The following is an 18570-nucleotide window of genomic DNA, read 5'->3' as shown; positions in this document are numbered from 1 at the left end:
AATTCCGATTCAGATTTCGAATTCGAGCTTCATACCGTCGTGTGCTAAACGAACGTTGGGAGGCAGGATAGCATTAGTCGCGGCATGAGGCAGGTCGTGGGAGATATGGGTGAAGAACGCTCTGCGGGGCTGGCAACGCTCGACGATGGCCAGGGAATGCTCAACCGTGGAGTGGGTGGGATGAGGTTTATGCCTCAAGGCATCCAGGAAAAGGATGTCGAGATTCTGCAATTGGCAGAAGGACTCGTCAGGAATGGTGCTGAAGTCGGTCAGGTACGCAGCTCCGCCAAAGCGAAAACCAAGAATCTCATTGTCGCCATGAAAAATGCGAACCGGGCTGAAGTGGGCGCCCCATAAGTCCACGGGGCCATCGATTTCGCGCAACTCCACCTCCGCCAGCCCACCGTACTTGTAATCGCCGGCAAAGATATAGCTGAACATACTGCGCAAGCGTTCGAGGGTTTTGGCTTCGGCATAGAGCGGCAGCTTGCCTGGCCGGTTGAAGGTTAGAGGGCGTAGGTCATCAAGACCGAGAATGTGGTCGGCGTGGGCGTGGGTATAGAGGACCGCATCGACCGAGCGGATGCGCTCGCGGATCGCCTGCTCGCGGAAATCGGGCGTGGTGTCGATTACCACCCGCTTGCCGTCGTAGTCCAGCATGATGGAGGGGCGAGTGCGGCGGTCCAGCGGATCCGGGGAGTTGCAAACCGCACAGCCGCAACCGATGGTGGGTACTCCCATCGACGTGCCGCTACCCAAGACGGTCAGGATGGCTTTCATTTTTTGAACGCGGACGAGCCTGCCGGCGGAGCTTGCGCAGCACGGCTAAGGGCGTTAGTGACTTCCACGTATGCCATCTGCGCCTCATATAGCGAGTTCTTGAGCATGTTCTCTTCCGCGGGAGTGAGATTGCCTTTGGTTTTGTCACGCAGCAGGACCAGCGTGTCGACGGTCTGCCGAGCTCCGAGCAGGTCGACAGGAGGGGGCTGCATACCCGGCTCCTTCAGCAGGCCCATCTGCATGAGAGCGGTCATGTAAAGCGAAGCGACAAAGCGCTCGAAGGTCATCTCGAAATCCTGAGCCGGGCGACCGGTGGCGGATTTCAGTTCCTCGTCGAGGCTGGCAGTGGACTGTTTAAATGCGTGGTGCTGAGCCTGTTGCTCGGCTTCGGAAGGCGGAGGCGGAGCTTGGGCGTCTGGTGAGGGTCCAGCTTCGGTCTCGGGCGCGAGGAAGGGACTCTGCGATCCGGGAGAGGCAGGCTCGTTCTCGACGTTAGGAGTACTTGTTTGAGCCTCACCGTCCTCAACAAAACGGCGTCGATCAGTAACTGTGAACTCTTGTTCTTTTTTGGGTGGCATACTCAAAGGTCCGATAGTTTTGATTTGTAGAAACGGCAGATCTTGATTAACCGGTCAATAGTGCTTCCCGGAATGGCGGATTGAAAAGCTTCGCCTGCGATCCATTCACTTGCACGATGATATCCGGGCGGACGGCTTCCTTCCGAATGTACCCCAAGGCCAATGTTTTCTCAGCGCCGGCTGCAGGCACCTTCAGAGCGGTTGTGATTTCTCCCACGTCTTTGCCGTTTACTACCAGCTTGGTTCCTGGAGCAGGGGGCTCACCTTCGATCAGTAATCCGGTCAGTTGGCGATGAACATTGCCTCGAGAGCGGATGCGTTCGACGATCTCCTGTCCGAGGTAACAACCTTTCGAGAAATTGAGGGCTTGCATCTGTCCCGTTTCCTGGGGCAGGTCGCGATCACGAATGTCCTGGCCGAAGCGCGGAATTCCAGCGGTGACGCGGAAGATTTCCAGCGCATCGGTGCCAACCGGAGTCGCTCCGGCGGCAGACAGGGCATCCCATAGACGGCTTGCGTCAGAGGGCGACAGCCAGATTTCGTAACCGTCTGCAAGATGGCCGGCCATGCGGATCAGGGAGACGCCAACATTTTGCCAGGTCAGCTTCAGGACATGCTGTGGCCGAAGATCGTCGGGGACATTGAGTCCCAGGCGGTGAAGCACCTCGCGCGATTGGGGTCCCTGCAATCCCAAGGCGGTGAGCTTTTCGCTGATGTCCGTAACCTCGACGGCATCCATGATGATGTAGTGCTTGAACAGCTTCAGAATGGTCGGGGTCTGCCAGGCTTCGGTGTCCACAAGCAGGTGATCGCCGAAGTTATAGACATAAAGGTCGCCTTGGATACGGCCTTGAGCATTGAGCAAGAAGTTGTAATTGCCCTGATCCACCGGCAGGTCACGGATGTTATTGGTGGCCATGCCGTTCATCCAGCGGATGCGATCTTTACCGGTGATCGAGATTTTTGAGCGCCAGCCGAGATCGAAAAGGCCGCAGCCGCGAAGCAAAATTCCGAACTCGTGTGTCGGGTTGCCAAAGGAGCGTGCGGTTTCGACGCCGCGGTATTCGCCCCTTCGGGCGCCAGCGGCGAGAAGATGTTCGTTCAGCGGCGTAGTCAGCGTCGTCATCGCAACCCTTAATTATAGCCCGCGTGGGAGAGCAGGCGTGTTGGCGAATAGCGTTGGCTTGTGGATTGATCTGATATCTTTTCCCGCGTGAATGAGAAGAAGCGCATTGCGGTTGTTCCGGGGGATGGCATTGGGCAGGAAGTGATTCCGCTGGCAGTGAGCGTGATGGATGTTACCGAGGTGCCGCTGGAATTTACCTATTTTGATTGGGGCGCCGACCGCTACCTGAAGGATGGCACGACCATTCCAGCTGACGGCTTCACCATGCTGGCACGAGAATTTGATGCCATTTTTGTGGGCGCCCTGGGTGATCCGCGCGTGCCCAGCAATGTTCATGCCAAGGAGATCCTTCTCGGCATGCGGTTCAAGATGGACCTCTATGCGAATGTGCGGCCGGTAAAGTTGCTGGATGAATCGCTGTGTCCGCTGAAGAATGCCACTCCAAGCGACGTCGATTTTGTTGTGATCCGCGAGAATACTGAAGGTGTGTACATGGATATGGGAGGAACCTTCAAGCGCGATACGCTGGATGAAGTTGCGACGCAGGAGGACATGAATACCCGCAAGGGAGTGGAGCGGGTGATTCGTTTTGCCTTTGAATATGCGCGCGTGAACGGCCGGAAGAAAGTACTAATGGCGGACAAATCGAATGTCATGACCTACGCCGGAGGTTTGTGGCAGCGAGTGTTCAAGCAGGTGGCGCAGGAATTTCCGGAGATTCAGCGCCAGCATATGTACGTGGATGCGTTGTGCCTGCAGATGGTGCGGGAACCGAGGTCACTGGACGTGATCGTGACCAACAATATGTTCGGCGACATTATTACCGACCTGGCGGCGGCGTTGCAGGGAGGATTGGGCATGGCAGCGAGCGGGAATATCCATCCGGGCCGGACTTCGATGTTCGAGCCGGTGCATGGGTCGGCGCCGCCGATCGCGGGCAAAGATATCGCTAATCCGATGGGCGCGATCCTGACTGGAGCAATGATGCTGTCGCACCTGGGGCTGGCGGCAGAGGCGAAGAAAATTGAAGCGGCAGTGCTCGAGGCGGTGCAGCAGAAGAAAACGACGCAGGACGTGGGGGGCAGTCTGGGCACAAAGGGGTGTGCGGAGTGGATCAGGAAGAAGGTGGGGGAGTGAATCAATTGGGTAAGTGCAAGGTTGATGGTGCCGAGCTGCGCTCGGCCTGAGCGGACGAGATGTCCATTCCCACGTGGTATTGGGCAAGCAATCAGATATCGTCAATTCCAGATGACGCGCAAGCGCTTGAGGGCGACTTTGGCGGGCATGTATTTCGGATTTTCTTCTACGGCGCGCCGATAGCACTTCTTGGCTTGCGCCCAGTTGTACTTCTTCTCGTAAACGCGGCCCATGTTGTACCAGGGAAAACAATAGGCATCGTAGCGGCGGGCGCGAGTGGCTTTCTCCAGCCAAGGCAGAGCTTCATCGAGGCGTTTCTGTTCGATCATGTAAGCCCCAATGTCGTTGTAGGGGTTACCGAATTCCGGGTCTAACTTTATCGCTTCCATGCACTCGGCGATGGCGGTGGAATAGTCTCCCAGCAGAGAGTAGGTCCAGCCGCGAAAGGTGTAAGCCTCGGCAGTGGGAAATGCTTCGATGGAACGGGTATAAAGTTCGATCGCTTCCTTGTATTCGCCCTGCATCTGATGGGCGTAGGCCTGGCGAAAGAACTCAATAGCCTGGTCCCTCTGGTCTGCGTCTTTCATGGCAAGTACGATCCCACCCCCCGCTGAGCGGTAGATTATGCGGTAATGTTATCCATAGAGGAAGAGGGCAACAACCGCGAGCATCCGGTATATGCCTAAGACAACCTCGGGAGTTCGATTGAAGCCTCGTAGATCAGACTTAGGGCCGGTACCCCCTAATCTCTTGGTTCTTGTACTGTTGATACTACTGGCGTTTGGCGGCGCCAGCCCGGGGCAGACAGCAGGTCCTTCAGGGCCGCAAGGCAGGTCAGACGTTGGACTTACGAATCAGCAGGCCCCTGACAGCCAGGCCCCCTTGCCGGGAGAGACGTCGGCGGCTGGGCCTGAACACCACATCACCCATGCGGAAGCTGACGAACTGCTTCGCTCGATTGAAGCCATCGTGCAATTCGACAGCCGCGATACCGGGCTACGCCTGCACCACAAAATCAAGCGGAAGTTCACCAGCCGGGAGGAAGTGGCCAAGTTCGTCTCCGACCGGTTCACAGAAGACGAGCAGGCGCAAAGGCTGAAACGTTCGGAGGTAGTGCTGAAAAAATTTGGATTGATACCCCGCAACTTCCAGCTGGAGCCATTCATGCTGGAGCTGCTGAAAGAGCAGGTGGCGGGCTATTACAACTCCAAAGACAAGACGGTTTACCTGCTGGACTGGGTCGAGCCGGAATCTCAGAAGCCGGTCATGGCCCATGAACTTACGCATGCCCTGCAGGACCAGAACTTTGGAATCGAGAAGTGGATGGGGAAAAATTCCAAGGCTGGCAGCAAGATGCAAACCGAGATCCAGTCTGATGAGCAGATCGCGGCGCGGGAAGCTGCAGTAGAAGGGCAGGCGATGGTTGCCATGCTCAATTACATGCTGGCGCCCGCCGGGCAGTCGGTTCTGAGTGCGCCTCTGCTGGTGCAGGCGATGGAAGCGGGCATGATGGACGGCACCGGATCTCCTATTTTTGCCAAGGCCCCGCTTTATTTGAAGGAGGTGCTGGTCTTTCCCTACACCTATGGGCTGGATTTTGAGCGCGAGCTGTTGGCAAAAGGAGGAAAAGAGCAGGCCTTTGCGGGCGTATTCAAGAATCCTCCGCTCGATACTCGCCAGATCATGGAGCCCAAGACGTACCTGGCAGGTGAGCGGACACCAGCACTGGAGTTGCCTAACTTCGACCAGGTTTTGGGAGTGGAGTGGGAGAAATACGATGTGGGCTCGATCGGGGAGTTCGACGTCAAGGTGATGGCGGAACAGTATGGAGTTCCAGAGGAGGATTCCAAAGTAGTCGCGAGTAACTGGCGGGGTGGCTATTACTATGCGGCAAAGAAGAAAGGCGCTCCGGATACGAAGCCGGAGAACATTGCGCTGATCTATGTCTCCCGCTGGGCGTCTCCAGAGGCGGCGGAAAATTTCGGGAAAATCTATGCGGCTTCGATTCCGAAGAGATACAAGGTCGAGGGTAAGATTGAAGAGGGAGCGGTGATCAAAGGCAGGCATGATGCGGATGGCAACATGGAAGCGGCGAGAGTTGTCACAACGAAAGATACATGGCGAACTGCCGATGGCCTGATCAAGCTGGAGGCGCGCGGCCCGATTCTGCTAATTACGGAAGGCTTCGACGATTCGCTGGCGTTGAAGAACGCGGCATATGGGGCGGCCGTGGGACAACACTAAGGGAATATAGCCTGCGTGCCGTTTTGTATAATCGCAAGTTCCGCAACACCGGTTGTTCCGCGTGGGTTCCAGCGCGACGTTTCTCAGTGAATTCGCACATTCAGGAGTAAGTTTTGTCGGAAGCGGAGATTGGGATTATCGGCGGCAGTGGTCTGTACAGCATGCCTGGGCTCAGCGATGTGCGCGAGGTTAGGCTGGATACAGCATTTGGTGAGCCGTCGGATGGCTACATTCTGGGCAAGCTGGAAGGAAGGAGGGTCGCATTTCTGGCGCGGCATGGGCGCGGACACCGCATTCTGCCCAGTGAGTTGAATTTCCGGGCAAACATCATGGGATTCAAAATGCTGGGGGTGGAGCGAATCCTGTCTCCGTCAGCAGTGGGATCTCTGAAAGAAAAACTCTGCCCGATGGATTTTGTGATCCCCGATCAATTTGTGGACCGCACGTATGCGCGGAAGTCGACTTTCTTTGGTGATGGAGTGGTGGTGCACATCGCGTTCGCGGATCCGGTTTGCCCGGAAGTTTCGAGAGTGCTGAATGCAGCCTGCAGTGAAGCAGAGGTAAACGCAAAGCTGGGTGGCACCTACCTGTGCATCGAGGGCCCGCAGTTTTCGACTAAGGCAGAATCGAATCTGTATCGCAGTTGGGGCGTGGACGTCATCGGCATGACTAACTTGCAGGAAGCCAAGCTGGCGCGTGAAGCAGAGATTTGCTATGCCACGCTGGCCATGGTCACAGACTACGATTGCTGGCATCCGGCTCATGAATCGGTTACCGCCGAGCAGATCATCGCCGTGTTGATGAAGAATGCGGAGAATGCAATTCGCGTGCTGCGTCATTCGGTAGCCCGCATGCCTAGCAAACGCAATTGCAATTGTGCCTCGGCCCTGGCGACAGCAATTGTTACTGATCGAGCGAAAATCCCACCCGAAACACTCAAGCGGCTGGAGCCCATCATCGGGAAATACATTGCCGAGGGAGCGGTTAAGTAAGTGTCTATCCTGGCCGTGGGTTCAGTTGCATTTGACACGATCCAGTCGCCATCCGGGAAGGTGGAGCGGGAGTTGGGAGGATCAGCCACATACTTCGGGCTGGCTGCCAGTTATTTTGCGGAAGTTCGCATTGTCGCAGTTGTTGGGGATGATTTTGGGCCGGCGCAGGAAGCGGTGTTCCAGAAGCACGGTATTGATATTCGAGGGCTGGAGCGAGCGCCGGGAAAGACGTTTTTCTGGGAAGGCGAATATGGTTCCAATCCGAATGAAGCTGAGACGAAGGTGACGGAACTGAACGTGTTTCAGAATTTTCAGCCCAAGATCCCGACCGAGTACCGTGATACTGAGTTTCTATTCCTGGGCAATATCGATCCGACGTTGCAAGCGGATGTACGCCGGCAGATGAACGGCGCCCGGCTAGTGGGCGGCGACACCATGAATTACTGGATCAATGGCTTCCGTGAGCCGCTCCTGCAGACGCTGAAGCTGATCGACGTGCTGCTGATCAACGATGCGGAAGCGAAGATGCTGGCGCGAGAGTCCAGCCTGCCACGCGCCGCACAAAAAGTTCTGGCGATAGGACCGAAGGCGCTGGTCACCAAGCATGGCGAATACGGATCCACGGTTTTCTTCCGCGAAGGCGCGTTCGGGATAGGGCGACATCCGTTCCGTGCTCCCACCCTTCCGCTGGACGAAGTCCGGGACCCAACTGGAGCGGGAGATTCGTTTGCCGGCGGGTTCATGGGATATCTGGCCTCGCAGGGGGAGATCAACCGTGAGGTGCTGAAGCGCGCCATGTTCTACGGCGGAGTGATGGGGTCGTTCGCGGTTGAGGCATTCGGCACCAGACGCCTGCTGTCGCTTACCCGTGAGCAGATCGATGAACGGTTCGAGATTTTTCGCGAACTGACCCACCTGGAATGAGCAGTACCCCCGATCACGAAATTCCCGCCCCCAGGAATGAAATTCCTGCTGAAGCAGCAATTGAGAGCGGCGGGTGCGCTGTCCTGGAATATTACCTGCTTGCGCTGATTGTAATCTCCGTCTCGTGGCTTGCTTTTCTGTTTTATTACCTGCGGGGCGAGATATTGCTGTATGGCGATGCGGTTGCGCACATCAACATTGCGCGGCGGGTGTTTGACTCGCGGACGCCAGGTCCGCTGGAGCTGGGGACGGTCTGGCTGCCACTACTTCACTTCCTGATTCTGCCGTTCGTGGTGGCGAAGTGGATGTGGCGCACGGGCGTTGGGGGATCGATTCCCTCGATGATTGCGCATGTGGCCTCGACGCTGGGAATCTTTCGGCTGGTGAGGGCAGGCTTGGGCGCGATCCCCGGCCGAAAGGGTGAGGCCAGAGTGGCGAGCTGGCTGGCTGCGTTGGCGTTCGCGGCAAATCCCAATCTGCTATATCTGCAGTCAACTGCCATGACCGAGCCGGTGTACCTGGCTGTATTCATCTGGGCAACTTTGTTCTTTTCGCAGTTTTTCTTTCAACTTTACCGCGGGGATGACGAGCGGGCGCAGCGCAGCCTGCTGGGTTGCGGCGTGCTACTGCTCCTGGGCGTCTTCACGCGATACGACGGCTGGTTTGCGGCGTTGGTGTTTGGGGTGGCAGCACTTGGGGCGTTGGCATGGCAGGCAAGGCGGCGAGGGTTGCCATGGATGCATGCTTTCAGTGAGCAGGCGTGGAAGTCCGCGCTCCTGAAGTTCGCGTGTCTGCTTGCCGTTGGGCCGGCAGTGTGGCTGGTCTGGAATGCAGCAGGGTTTGAAGGGCCATTAGCATTCGCCATCGGTCCCTACTCGGCGCGAACGATTGAGCGGCGCACGCACAAACCGGGCGATTCCTATCATCCCGGATGGAAAAGCCCGAAGGTGGCGGCGATTTTCTTTGTCGAATCAGCTGAGCTCAACCTGGCGGGTAACTGGGAAACTACTTCGTGGCAAAGAAAGGCGTGGCTGTGGACGGCGGTGCTGGGATCCTTGCTGATTGCGTTCTATCTGCGGCCGCTTTGGCCGTGGCTGCTGCTTAGCGTGCCGCTGCCGTTCTACGTGTTGTCGATAGCCTGGGGGAGCGTACCGATCTTTCTGCCGCAATGGTGGCCGTATTCGTACTACAACGTTCGGTACGGGACGCAGCTGGTGCCGGCCTTTGTAGTTCTGCTTGCGCTCGTACTATTTGCGTTGCTAACGCGAATCCGCGGTGGGTGGTTACGACCAGGAGTGGTTTCGATAGCAGCGACATTTGTCGTTCTGAGTTATGTGAGTTGCTTGCGCGAGGTGCCGATCTGCCTGCGGGAAGCGATGGTGAATTCGCGCACCCGCATTTCTCTGGAGCGGAAGCTGGCGGCGGAACTGGAAAAACTGCCACCGGATGCGACAGTGCTGATGTACACCGGCGCGTATAGCGGGGCTTTGCAACGGATCGGGATGCCGCTGCGCCGCACCATCAACGAGACGAATCGCCACGTCTGGGAACCAGCGCTCGGGCATCCAGCCGGAGCCGCAGATTTTGTGGTCGCAAGTGAGGGCGATGCCGTCTACCAGGCGGTGCGGGCACATCCGCAGGGGTTGGAGGCCGTGAGCTTTGTCCGGTCCGAAGGTCAACCACCGGTAACGATTTATCACAGCCTGGAGAGAGGAGGGAGTGAGAAGAGCAGGTGATCAGCGGCAACTGGCGCACGCGTTACAATTCTGTCTCCATGCCATCACTGCCGTTCGTGAAGGCCACGGCCTGTGGCAATGACTTCATCCTGATTGAAGGCAAGCACGCCAAGCCCGCAGACATGCCGGAGTTGACGCGCAGGATTTGCGAGCGCCACCTTGGTGTCGGCGCCGATGGCGTGGAGTGGCTCATCCCCGAGCAGAATGATGTCGCTGATATTCGAGTGAAGCTCTACAACGCGGATGGCTCGGGGGCCGAGGTGTCTGGAAATGGGACACGCTGTGTCGCTGCCTGGCTGACGCATCAAACGGGCAAGAAGGAGTTGAAAATCCAGACTGACGCTGGAGTGAAGCGCTGCATACTGACTCGGCAGGAGGGGATGAATTTCGAATTTCAAATGAGCATGGGTGAGGCGGTGGTGAAAGATCCGATCAGGTTGGAACTTTACACAGGACAAGTCGAGGGCATTCCGGTCTCGATGGGAAATCCACATTTCGTGATGCTGGTGGACGATTTCGAGCCAGACTGGCAGGGCGAAGCCAGCGTGATCAGTACACATCGAAACTTCAAGCAGGGCATGAATGTTGAGCTCGTAAGAGCAAGGAGCAGCTCAGAAATTGAAATTCGCATTTTCGAGAGGGGAGCAGGAGAGACCCAGTCCTCGGGAACGGGCTCATGTGCGGCGGCGGTGGCTTCGATTTTTGCCGGGAAGGCACGGTCCCCGGTGAAGGTGGTGAGTCCGGGAGGGGCGCAGATCGTGGAATGGAATAGTGAGGTCATCCTGACCGGGCCGGCGCAGATTCTGTGCGAGGGGGAGTTCTATTTGTGATCGGGTAAATCGGAACGGCGAACTCCGCTGAAGCGAGACAGAGTGCACGAACTGGAAAAACCCCGCCCAAGCTTCGCTTGAACGGGGCACTTTCAGGAGCTGCGGGATCAAGACCTGAATGGCCGCTCCCGAAGTTCAGCAGCTTTTGGAATCAAGGGCACTCATATCCAATTCTTGAAGTCCTCGATTAAGATTGATGCGTTAATGTCCCGATCTCCCGACATTTTGCGAAAACCGCCACCACTTCAACCTGGTGACACGGTGGGTATAGTGGCGCCGGCCAGCTCAATCAAGCGCGAGTTGCTGGAAGCGGGGTGTGACCAGCTGCGGCGGATGGGGTACAAGCCGTTCTACTTCGACAATATTTTCGACCATGACATCTACTTTGCCGGCCCGCCGGATCAGCGAGCGCGCGATATCGAAGAGATGTTCGAGCGCGACGACGTACATGCGGTGATCTGCGCTCGCGGAGGATACGGCAGCAATTATCTTCTTCCTCACATGAATCTGGAGCGCCTGCGGAGGTATCCGAAAATTTTTGTGGGTTACAGCGATATGACGTGCCTGCTCACCCGAATGGTGGACGCCGGGATCGTGTGCTTTCACGGTCCGATGGTCACCAAGGATTTTGCCAGGCCAGATGGAGTGCACGTGGCGGCGTGGCAGGCGGCGGTGTCGGGAAGGGAGCGTTGGACGCTGGACGGAAAAGCGGTGCTTGGATTCCGGCCGCTTATCCGTGGTTCTGCCGAGGGAATTCTGTACGGTGGGTGCTTGTCGATCCTGGCGGCTTCCGTGGGGACACCGTATGAGATCGACACTGAAGGCACGATACTCTTCATCGAAGACGTGGGGACGAAGCCCTATCAAGTGGACCGCATGCTGATGCAGATGAAGTATGCCGGCAAGCTGGATAAGGTTGCGGGGTTCATTTTCGGCGAGATGATGGACTGTGAGCAGCCCGGCGAGCAGGAATACAGGCTGGAGGATGTCGTGCGCCGGATTTTGCGGGAGCTGCGCGTGCCGGTGGCGTTTGGCTTGCCTTCGGGACACGTGCCGTACGGAAACATGACTCTGCCGTTTGGGGTACAGGTTCGGCTGGATGTCGATTATGAAGAGGGAGCAAGCCTGACCTTCCTGGAGTCAGCAACTGCACCAGTGGTACCTGCACAGGTGCAGTCGAACTTGAGTCTCAACGGATAACATTTGTCAAAACATATTCATTTGATCGGGATCTGTGGAACGGCGATGGCGTCGTTGGCAGGCATGTTGAAGGAGCGCGGCTTTCGGGTAACGGGGTCGGATGCCGCGGCGTACCCACCGATGTCGGATTTTCTGGAGTCGCTGGGAATTCCGCTGGCACAGCCGTTTGCTGCAGGCAACCTGGAGCCGCGCCCGGATCTGGTAATAGTGGGCAATGCGATTTCACGCGGCAACGTCGAGCTAGAGGAAGTTGTGGACCAGCGGATTCCGTTTCAGTCGCTTCCGCAGATCCTGCACGATGAATTTCTCAGCGGACGCGAAGTGATCGCGGTCGCCGGCACCCATGGCAAAACAACAACCACCTCGATGCTGGCCTGGATATTCGAGAGCGCAGGCCAGGAGCCGTCATTTCTGGTGGGCGGTATCGCCGAGAATTTCCAAAGCAGCTTTGGACTGGGACGAGGGCGGAACTTCGTTATCGAAGGGGACGAATACGACACGGCATTCTTCGACAAAGGGCCGAAATTTCTCCATTACTTCCCGGACGCCGTGATTCTGACCTCAGTGGAATTTGATCATGCTGACATTTACGCCGATCTGGAGGCGGTCAAGACGGCGTTCAAGCGCCTGGTCAACCTGGTTCCTCGTCGCGGCCGGATTGTCGCCTGGGATGGCAGCGCGAACGTGGATGAGTGCGTGGCTCACGCCTTCTGCCCGGTGGAGCGATATGGGTTCAGGCCTAGTTCGCAGTGGCGTATTGTGGATGTGCGCTATGAGGCGGAGCGAACCGCCTGGAGGATTCTGCTCAACGGCGTGGGCTGGGGCAGCTTCGAATTTCCGCTGGCCGGCGAATACAACCTGTTGAACGCGACGGCGGCTGCTGCGATGGCTGCGGGATACGGCATCGGGATGGAGGCGATCCAGCGAGCGCTTAAGACTTTCAAGAGCGTGAAGCGGCGGCTCGAGGTGTGCGCGGAGGTAAATGGGATCACCATCATCGACGATTTTGCGCACCATCCGACAGCAATTGAGCAAACGCTGAAAGCACTGCAGACCCGCTATCCCGGGCGCCGGTTATGGGCGGTGCTGGAACCGCGATCGAACACACTGCGCCGGAATGTTTTTCAGAAAGAACTGGTGAGTGCGCTGTCGAAGGCCGACCAGGTCGTAGTGGCAGCGATATTCAAGCCCGAAGCGGTGCCTGCGCGCGAACGGCTGGATGCAGCCGCAGTGATTGCCGATCTGAATCGCAATGGCAGGCAGGCACGCCTGATAGCGAATGCCGACGAGATTGTCGTTGCGATCGCGCCGGAGTTGCGCTCGGGCGATGTGGTGGCAATACTTTCCAATGGCGGATTTGGCGGAATCTATGAGAAGCTTCCGGCCCGGCTACAAGCCCTGCGCGAGGTAAGTGCACCCGCTTGATCTGCGGCGAAATTCGAAGTCTTCGTATTGTCCTCGCCATCTTCGCTATCACGGCTCCGCTTGCGGCAAGCGAGGCAGTCGCGGCGCTTGCCAGCCAGGCGACGACCGCTCCTTCGCCGGCTCAGATCCCGCCGCCCCGAGCTTCGCAATCTCAGCCTCGCCAGGCGGACTCGCGAGCTCCCCACAGTTTAGCGTCAGTTGTTTACACGGTTTCGCTTGCTAAACGCGATCAACACCTGGTGCAGGTGGAGATGCAGCTTCCAGGGGGATCCGCGGATCGCGAGGTGCAGATGCCGGCGTGGAACGGGCTGTATCAGATTCGCGATTTTGCGCAATACATACCGGCAGTGAGCGCCCACGATCCCTGGGGCGCTGCGCTCGCGGTGCGCCAGATCGACAAGACGGCGTGGCACATCGGGGGGACGGAGCGCGGGGCGATCGTGGCGTACAACGTCTTCGCCGATATGCCAGGTCCTTTTGGAGCGCAGCTGAATCCCGAACATGGCTTTCTCAATCTGGCGCTGATCCTGATGTATGACCCAGGGATGAGGAGCAAGCGGCATCGAGTCTACTTTAAAGACATGCCGCGAGACTGGAAGGTGGTAAGCGGAGCGTCAGAAGAGGGGGAGGCCGAGTCCGGCGGCGCTCGGATAGTTTCGGTGGGAGACACCAGCTACGACCAGCTCGTGGATTCGCCAGTCGAGTTCTGTCGCTGCCAGCAGACATGGTTCGACGAAGCCGGCTCCCGCTATATGATCGCTGTCGATGCCGACCCCGGGGACTATGACTTGAATTCGCTGCGGGAGATGCTGCGCAAGATCGTTACGGCTGAGACCGACTGGATGCAGGACCGTCCAGTCGAGCGCTACGTATTCATCTACCATTTTCCGCGCGGGCCTGCGGGTGGAGGAATGGAGCATGCCCATTCGACGGCCATCGATACCAATGCCGGCAGGGCGAGCGAAGATCCTGATTCTGTTGCCAGTGTGAGCGCGCACGAATTTTTTCACGTCTGGAATGTGAAGCGGATCCGCCCGCAATCGCTGGAGCCGATTGATTACACCCGCGAAAACTACACGCGCGCACTATGGTTTGCCGAAGGCGTGACCAGCACGGTAGCGGAGCACATGCTGGTGCGCGCCGGGCTGATAGGCGAGCAGGAGTACTTACGCCGCCTGGCATACCAAATCAAGCTGCTGGAAACCCGTCCAGCACGTCTGACACAGTCGGTGGAGCAGTCCAGTCTGGATGCATGGTTGGAGAAATACGCTTACTACCGTCTGCCGGCGCGAAGCATTTCCTATTACAACAAGGGCGAGATCGTGGGCGTGCTGTTGGACTTGGCTATGCGGGACGCGACAAACGGCAAGAAGTCGCTGCGCGATCTGTTCCAGTGGATGAATGAAACCTATGCGCGTAATCATCGGTACTACGCGGATTCCGATGGTGTGCGGGAAGCGGCAGAAAAGCTGACGGGAGCGAATTTTGCCGATTTCTTTCATAAGTACATTGCCGGCGTGGAAGAAATTCCCTACGACCAATTTTTTCAATCCATAGGCTTGAGGCTCGAGCGTCGCATGGTGTTAAGCGCGGATCCAGGATTTCTCGCCAGCGCCAATTTTGGCGGCAAGCCCGTGGTGATCTCGGTCGAGCCGGGAAGTGATGCGGCGAAAGCGGCGCTGGCCATGGGCGATACCATTGAGCAGGTGGATGGCCGGGCAGTTACGCCAGACATGGCCGCGAAGCTTGCGCAAAGGCCGGTAGGAAGTACGGTTCGGTTCCGAATTCGGGGCGCGCATGGCACACGCGAGGTCAAGATCAAGCTGGCGGGGAAGGAGGAACCGGAGTTCAGCTTGATGGATGCGACGGATGTCACGGTGGCGCAGCGAGAAAGGCGGGCGGCATGGGTGAGGGGGGATTAGCAGAATCAGCAATCAGCAGCCAGCAATCAGCATTTGCACCCAGTCAAAGCGGCATCCCTCGGAGTCTTCTGCTTTCATCCGAATGTCATGCGCTCACTTTTAACCCTCATCTTCTGGGCTGCCATGGTGCCGCTTACGGCGCTGTGGGGCTTTCCGCTGACATTTCTGACGGGAGATGTTAGTGCTCTTTACCGGGCAGCGATGTGGATAGCCCTGGCAGGGGTACGCATTTCCGGCGTTCGCTGGCAGGTGGTTGGCAGGGATCGGCTTGAAAATCGCAATTACATTTTCATGTCGAACCATGTATCAAACCTGGACCCGCCGCTGCTGATCCCTCTGATTCCAGGAAGGACGTCGGTGCTGGTGAAGAAGGAGCTGTTCAGGATCCCGATCTTGGGTAGAGCGATGGTGATGGGTCAGCTTGTGCCCATAGATCGCAGCAACCGTGATGCGGCTATCGCCAGCGTTCGAGAAGCCGAACAGGTGGTGCGGTCAGGGCTGAACATGACGGTGTTTCCGGAGGGAACGCGCTCGCCGGACGGCAAGCTGCAGCCGTTCAAGAAAGGCGCGTTTTACCTGGCGATGGATACGGGAGTGCCGATCGTGCCAATCACCATCGTGGGCACAGAGGAATTGCTGCCGAAGGGGCATTATGTGGCGAAGCCCGGCCGGGCGCGAATCGTGTTTCATGCGCCCATTGCCCCCCGCCACTTCGCCGAGCGCGAGGAACTGATCAGTGCGGTGCGGAGCGCCATCGGGAGTGCGTTGCCAGCAGAGCGAAGGGGTACGCAAAACAAGGATTAGCGATCGTCGAGGCTTGGCCTCGGCAGTCCCCCAGCCAAAAGAAGGCTAGGATGGGGCACTCTAAGGTTTTGGCTGCGATTAAAAGCCTTTCTTTTCGATCATGCGGGCGGTGAGCATGACGCCGTCGCTGCCGTCGTGCAGCTTGATCGGAAAAACCAGCACGTTCCATGTCCAGCGGGAATTCTTGGTGGGGAGTTGAGGCAAGCCGCGGAAGCCGCGGTCGATGTAGGTTTCACGAGTTTCGGCGACGGTGCGGATCAGCTCGCGCCAACTGTCGCCCAGCTCCGGGAATTGCTCAAACAGGTTTCGGCCGGTGAACCAGGAGCGCCTACGGCCGAAGAAGGAAGCAAAGAGGTCGTTGACGTATTCGAAATTGCCGTCGTGGTCCAGGATTTCCAGAACGACATCACTGCCGACAGCCAGGGCGATGCGGTTGTAGTAGAAGTCGCGCGCGTGGACAACCACCGGCTTACCACGGCGTTTGGCTTCAAAAGAGCGCAGGGCAGTCAGCAGATCGTTCACCGAGCTGTAGCCCTTCAGCAGGTGCATATCGGCGATACCGCCAAAGCGACGCTCCAGCACTGCTGACATGATGATGATGGGGACCTCGGGACGCTTCTCGCGCAATGACTCGGCTACTTCTGTGCCGAATGTGCCCGCGCCCAATTGATAGTCCAGAACGGCGATATCGATATCATGAAGCTGAGCGAGCGCCTCCTCCACGGAAGAAGTAGGCACTACCTGATAGCCATGCTGCCGAAGAATCGCGCTGCGCAGGAAGAGGTTGTCCTGCAAGTCGTCGAGCAGGAGTACGCGAATGGGGCGGGGCTCGTCAGTTTTCTTGCCGTCACCTATCTGGCGGAGATCCGTCATGCTGAAGGAATGGGATGTGTTGTTGACGTGCGGCGTTACCGCAACAATTTACGCGGAAGGCGGCAGATGCACCAGAAGTTTGCGGTGGGCTTGCGGAGAAAACATCTATGATTTCGGGTCGATCTCACGCGAGCGGGTGACTCGCTCGGGGCGTGTGGCTTCGCCGCCTAGCTCACGTATTGCCTTCGCAAGTTCTGGTAACTTATTGAAAATGGCCACACTACGTAGCCATTGTCGATTTTCGATCGCAGGATAACCACTGACGGTTGTGCGGGCGGCGACATCGTTTGGGATGCCGCTCTGTGCGGTAGCGACAGCGCCATCACCGATCTTGCAGTGGCCTGCCACGCCGACCTGCCCAGCCAGAATTACATGATTTCCGACCTCGGTAGACCCTGCAAGCCCGACTTGAGCGCATAGAAGAGTGTCCTCGCCGACGCGGCAGCCGTGGCCGACCTGGACGAGGTTATCGATCTTCGTGCCACGGGCGATGCGGGTCGCACCGATGCTGGCGCGGTCAACGCAGGCGTTCGCCTGGACCTCCACGTCATCGCCAATGATTGCGGGACCGGATTGCACGATTTTGTGCCAACGGCCAGCGTCGTCCTTGGCGAAGCCAAAGCCGTCGGCCCCAACCACCGCGCCGTTTTGCAGGATGACGTTATTGCCGAGATGGCAGTACTCGCGGATTGCGGCGTGGGCGTGAGCGAAAAAGTTGTCGCCGATGCGAGCGCCACGGTAAATCACCACGTGCGGGAGAAGGACGCAATTGTCTCCGATAACCACATCTTCATCGACAAAAACGAAGGGCCCGATGGAGGCGTGCCTGCCAATTCTGGCGGAGTCATGAATGACAGCGGTGGAGTGAATGCCGGTCGCATAACGGGGTGAATGGTAGAAGAACTCGATGGTGCGAGCGAAGGCAAGATAAGGATTATTGGTGCGAAGAGTGGCGACGGAGGTCGCTGGAAAATCTTCGGCCACTATGATTGCGGAAGCCCGGGTGGACTTGGCGGCGGCGGCATAGCGCGGGTTGGCAATGAAAGTGATCTGCCCAGGGCCGGCTTCTTCAATGCCAGCGACGCCGGTGATATCGACGTCAGCACCGTCGAGATGAGCTGCCAATGAGGAGGCAATTTCTGAGAGTTTCATAGATTTCTTGGTGAAGCAGAGGAATTGTAATTGAGACAGGGAGGCGGGTTGGCCCAGAGGACAGCAGGTCTCTCGACTCGGACGGGGATCGGCTTACCCCGTCCTCGCTCAAGACGACAGTTGAAGTGTGTGGCACTACTCGCTGAACATCGGTACCTGGCGGGTATCGACGGGGCGCTGCGGAGGTTTGCGCCTGCGAGCACCGGGGCCACCAATTACCGCGAGTACGTCCAGGGACGAAAGGGCGGGGCGGGGAATGAAGACGCGCTGGGTGTTAGAGCGGGTATCGGGCGGAGCTATCAGGAATCCGTCGGCAGAGATCTGCGTGAGATCGTTGGGCATGGTTCCTTCGAGGATGTCATTGTCCTTGAAGTGCAGCCGCAGCCAAAGTCCCTCAGTACGTGGCCGGGAGGCAAAGGTTTTGCGGTTCAGATCTTCCGAGTCGGAGAAATCGCGGACGAAGTAAACGCCCTTGATGGTTTCCAGGCCAATGGAAACGAGCTTACCGGCAGTGTTGAGAAGTTCAAGCTTACCGTCAACGATGAAGCGTGGGGCCACGAAACCGTTGACGGTGTCGCGGTCGAACTTGCGGACGATCACTTTCTTGTGCGTCGAAGGCATTTGGTCTCGGAGATCCGCCGCGAAGGGCGACGGCGCGGCGGGAGAGTCGAACTGGATTTTCCTCGCCGGTGCTTTGATTGTGCCACTTTCCGCGAAAAGCAACATGGAGAATGGCAGGCTAGGTAGCCAAAACGTGAACATTGTGTTATTTTGACGGGTTTGCGGCCGCCTGGTTTCCGTCTCTAAATGGCTTATCCATAGCAACTTAGCTGATATTGGCAATGCC

Annotated in this window: 17 protein-coding genes; 10 read left to right on the top strand and 7 right to left on the bottom strand. The window is 57.8% G+C overall.

Annotation, left to right across the window (positions count from 1 at the left end; genetic code table 11):
• Positions 1 to 9 precede the first annotated feature (9 nt).
• From VEG30_18375 to VEG30_18365, 3 genes are read right to left on the bottom strand one after another with little or no spacing between them, the layout of a single operon-like run.
• Positions 10 to 780 carry an MBL fold metallo-hydrolase gene (locus tag VEG30_18375; GenBank protein ID HXZ81901.1) on the bottom strand — a complete coding sequence of 257 codons (771 nt, stop codon included), beginning with the start codon at positions 778 to 780 and terminating at the stop codon, positions 10 to 12.
• The gene (locus VEG30_18370; GenBank protein HXZ81900.1) at positions 777 to 1358 is read right to left on the bottom strand and encodes a DUF1844 domain-containing protein; all 582 of its coding nucleotides are present in this window, start codon (positions 1356 to 1358) and stop codon (positions 777 to 779) included. Before VEG30_18370 ends, VEG30_18375 begins: the two co-directional genes overlap by 4 nt.
• A gap of 46 nt (positions 1359 to 1404) precedes the next feature.
• Positions 1405 to 2484, bottom strand: coding sequence for a folate-binding protein (locus VEG30_18365; protein ID HXZ81899.1), 1080 nt, complete (start codon positions 2482 to 2484; stop codon positions 1405 to 1407).
• Between the two features lie 87 nt (positions 2485 to 2571).
• Here VEG30_18365 and VEG30_18360 point away from each other — a divergent pair, with 87 nt between their 5' ends.
• Entirely contained in the window at positions 2572 to 3621 is a 1050-nt protein-coding gene (locus tag VEG30_18360; protein ID HXZ81898.1) for a 3-isopropylmalate dehydrogenase, read from the top strand.
• 101 nt (positions 3622 to 3722) lie between these two features.
• Here the strand turns inward: VEG30_18360 and VEG30_18355 are convergent, their stop codons facing one another.
• Positions 3723 to 4208 carry a tetratricopeptide repeat protein gene (locus VEG30_18355; protein HXZ81897.1) on the bottom strand — a complete coding sequence of 162 codons (486 nt, stop codon included), beginning with the start codon at positions 4206 to 4208 and terminating at the stop codon, positions 3723 to 3725.
• A 295-nt stretch (positions 4209 to 4503) separates the two neighbouring features.
• Here VEG30_18355 and VEG30_18350 point away from each other — a divergent pair, with 295 nt between their 5' ends.
• The 9 genes from VEG30_18350 (at position 4504) to VEG30_18310 (ending at position 15698) form a co-directional block, all read left to right on the top strand.
• Entirely contained in the window at positions 4504 to 5865 is a 1362-nt protein-coding gene (locus VEG30_18350) for a hypothetical protein (protein ID HXZ81896.1), read from the top strand.
• Between the two features lie 113 nt (positions 5866 to 5978).
• Entirely contained in the window at positions 5979 to 6857 is an 879-nt protein-coding gene (gene mtnP / locus VEG30_18345; protein ID HXZ81895.1) for an S-methyl-5'-thioadenosine phosphorylase, read from the top strand.
• Positions 6858 to 7781, top strand: coding sequence for a PfkB family carbohydrate kinase (locus VEG30_18340; GenBank protein HXZ81894.1), 924 nt, complete (start codon positions 6858 to 6860; stop codon positions 7779 to 7781).
• A complete protein-coding gene (locus VEG30_18335) occupies positions 7778 to 9517 on the top strand; it encodes a hypothetical protein (GenBank protein ID HXZ81893.1) in 1740 nt (579 codons plus the stop codon). Before VEG30_18340 ends, VEG30_18335 begins: the two co-directional genes overlap by 4 nt.
• The gene (dapF, locus tag VEG30_18330) at positions 9514 to 10347 is read left to right on the top strand and encodes a diaminopimelate epimerase (protein ID HXZ81892.1); all 834 of its coding nucleotides are present in this window, start codon (positions 9514 to 9516) and stop codon (positions 10345 to 10347) included. The genes VEG30_18335 and dapF overlap by 4 nt, the downstream gene beginning before the upstream one ends.
• Before the next feature lie 204 nt (positions 10348 to 10551).
• Positions 10552 to 11547, top strand: a complete 996-nt coding sequence (locus VEG30_18325) for an LD-carboxypeptidase (protein ID HXZ81891.1) — start codon at positions 10552 to 10554, stop codon at positions 11545 to 11547.
• 3 nt (positions 11548 to 11550) lie between these two features.
• Positions 11551 to 12972, top strand: coding sequence for a UDP-N-acetylmuramate:L-alanyl-gamma-D-glutamyl-meso-diaminopimelate ligase (gene mpl / locus VEG30_18320; protein HXZ81890.1), 1422 nt, complete (start codon positions 11551 to 11553; stop codon positions 12970 to 12972).
• Positions 12969 to 14894: a PDZ domain-containing protein gene (locus VEG30_18315; GenBank protein ID HXZ81889.1), complete on the top strand. Its 1926-nt coding sequence runs from the start codon at positions 12969 to 12971 to the stop codon at positions 14892 to 14894. The genes mpl and VEG30_18315 overlap by 4 nt, the downstream gene beginning before the upstream one ends.
• An 87-nt stretch (positions 14895 to 14981) precedes the next feature.
• Positions 14982 to 15698 carry a lysophospholipid acyltransferase family protein gene (locus tag VEG30_18310; GenBank protein ID HXZ81888.1) on the top strand — a complete coding sequence of 239 codons (717 nt, stop codon included), beginning with the start codon at positions 14982 to 14984 and terminating at the stop codon, positions 15696 to 15698.
• A 78-nt stretch (positions 15699 to 15776) separates the two neighbouring features.
• Here VEG30_18310 and VEG30_18305 read toward each other — a convergent pair whose 3' ends face one another.
• The 3 genes from VEG30_18305 to VEG30_18295 all read right to left on the bottom strand — a co-directional run bounded on the left by VEG30_18305 (position 15777) and on the right by VEG30_18295 (position 18344).
• Positions 15777 to 16571 (bottom strand): response regulator, encoded by a 795-nt coding sequence (locus tag VEG30_18305; protein HXZ81887.1) that lies wholly within the window; start codon positions 16569 to 16571, stop codon positions 15777 to 15779.
• A gap of 105 nt (positions 16572 to 16676) precedes the next feature.
• Positions 16677 to 17723 carry a UDP-3-O-(3-hydroxymyristoyl)glucosamine N-acyltransferase gene (gene lpxD / locus VEG30_18300; GenBank protein HXZ81886.1) on the bottom strand — a complete coding sequence of 349 codons (1047 nt, stop codon included), beginning with the start codon at positions 17721 to 17723 and terminating at the stop codon, positions 16677 to 16679.
• A 135-nt stretch (positions 17724 to 17858) separates the two neighbouring features.
• A complete protein-coding gene (locus VEG30_18295; GenBank protein ID HXZ81885.1) occupies positions 17859 to 18344 on the bottom strand; it encodes a hypothetical protein in 486 nt (161 codons plus the stop codon).
• Between the last annotated feature and the right edge of the window lie 226 nt (positions 18345 to 18570).

It is taken from the genome of Terriglobales bacterium (assembly GCA_035624455.1).
In the GTDB taxonomy this organism is placed as follows: domain Bacteria; phylum Acidobacteriota; class Terriglobia; order Terriglobales; family Acidobacteriaceae; genus DASPRM01.
The sequence above is the reverse complement of the archived record's forward strand: the minus strand, read 5'-3'. Positions and strand labels throughout refer to the sequence as shown.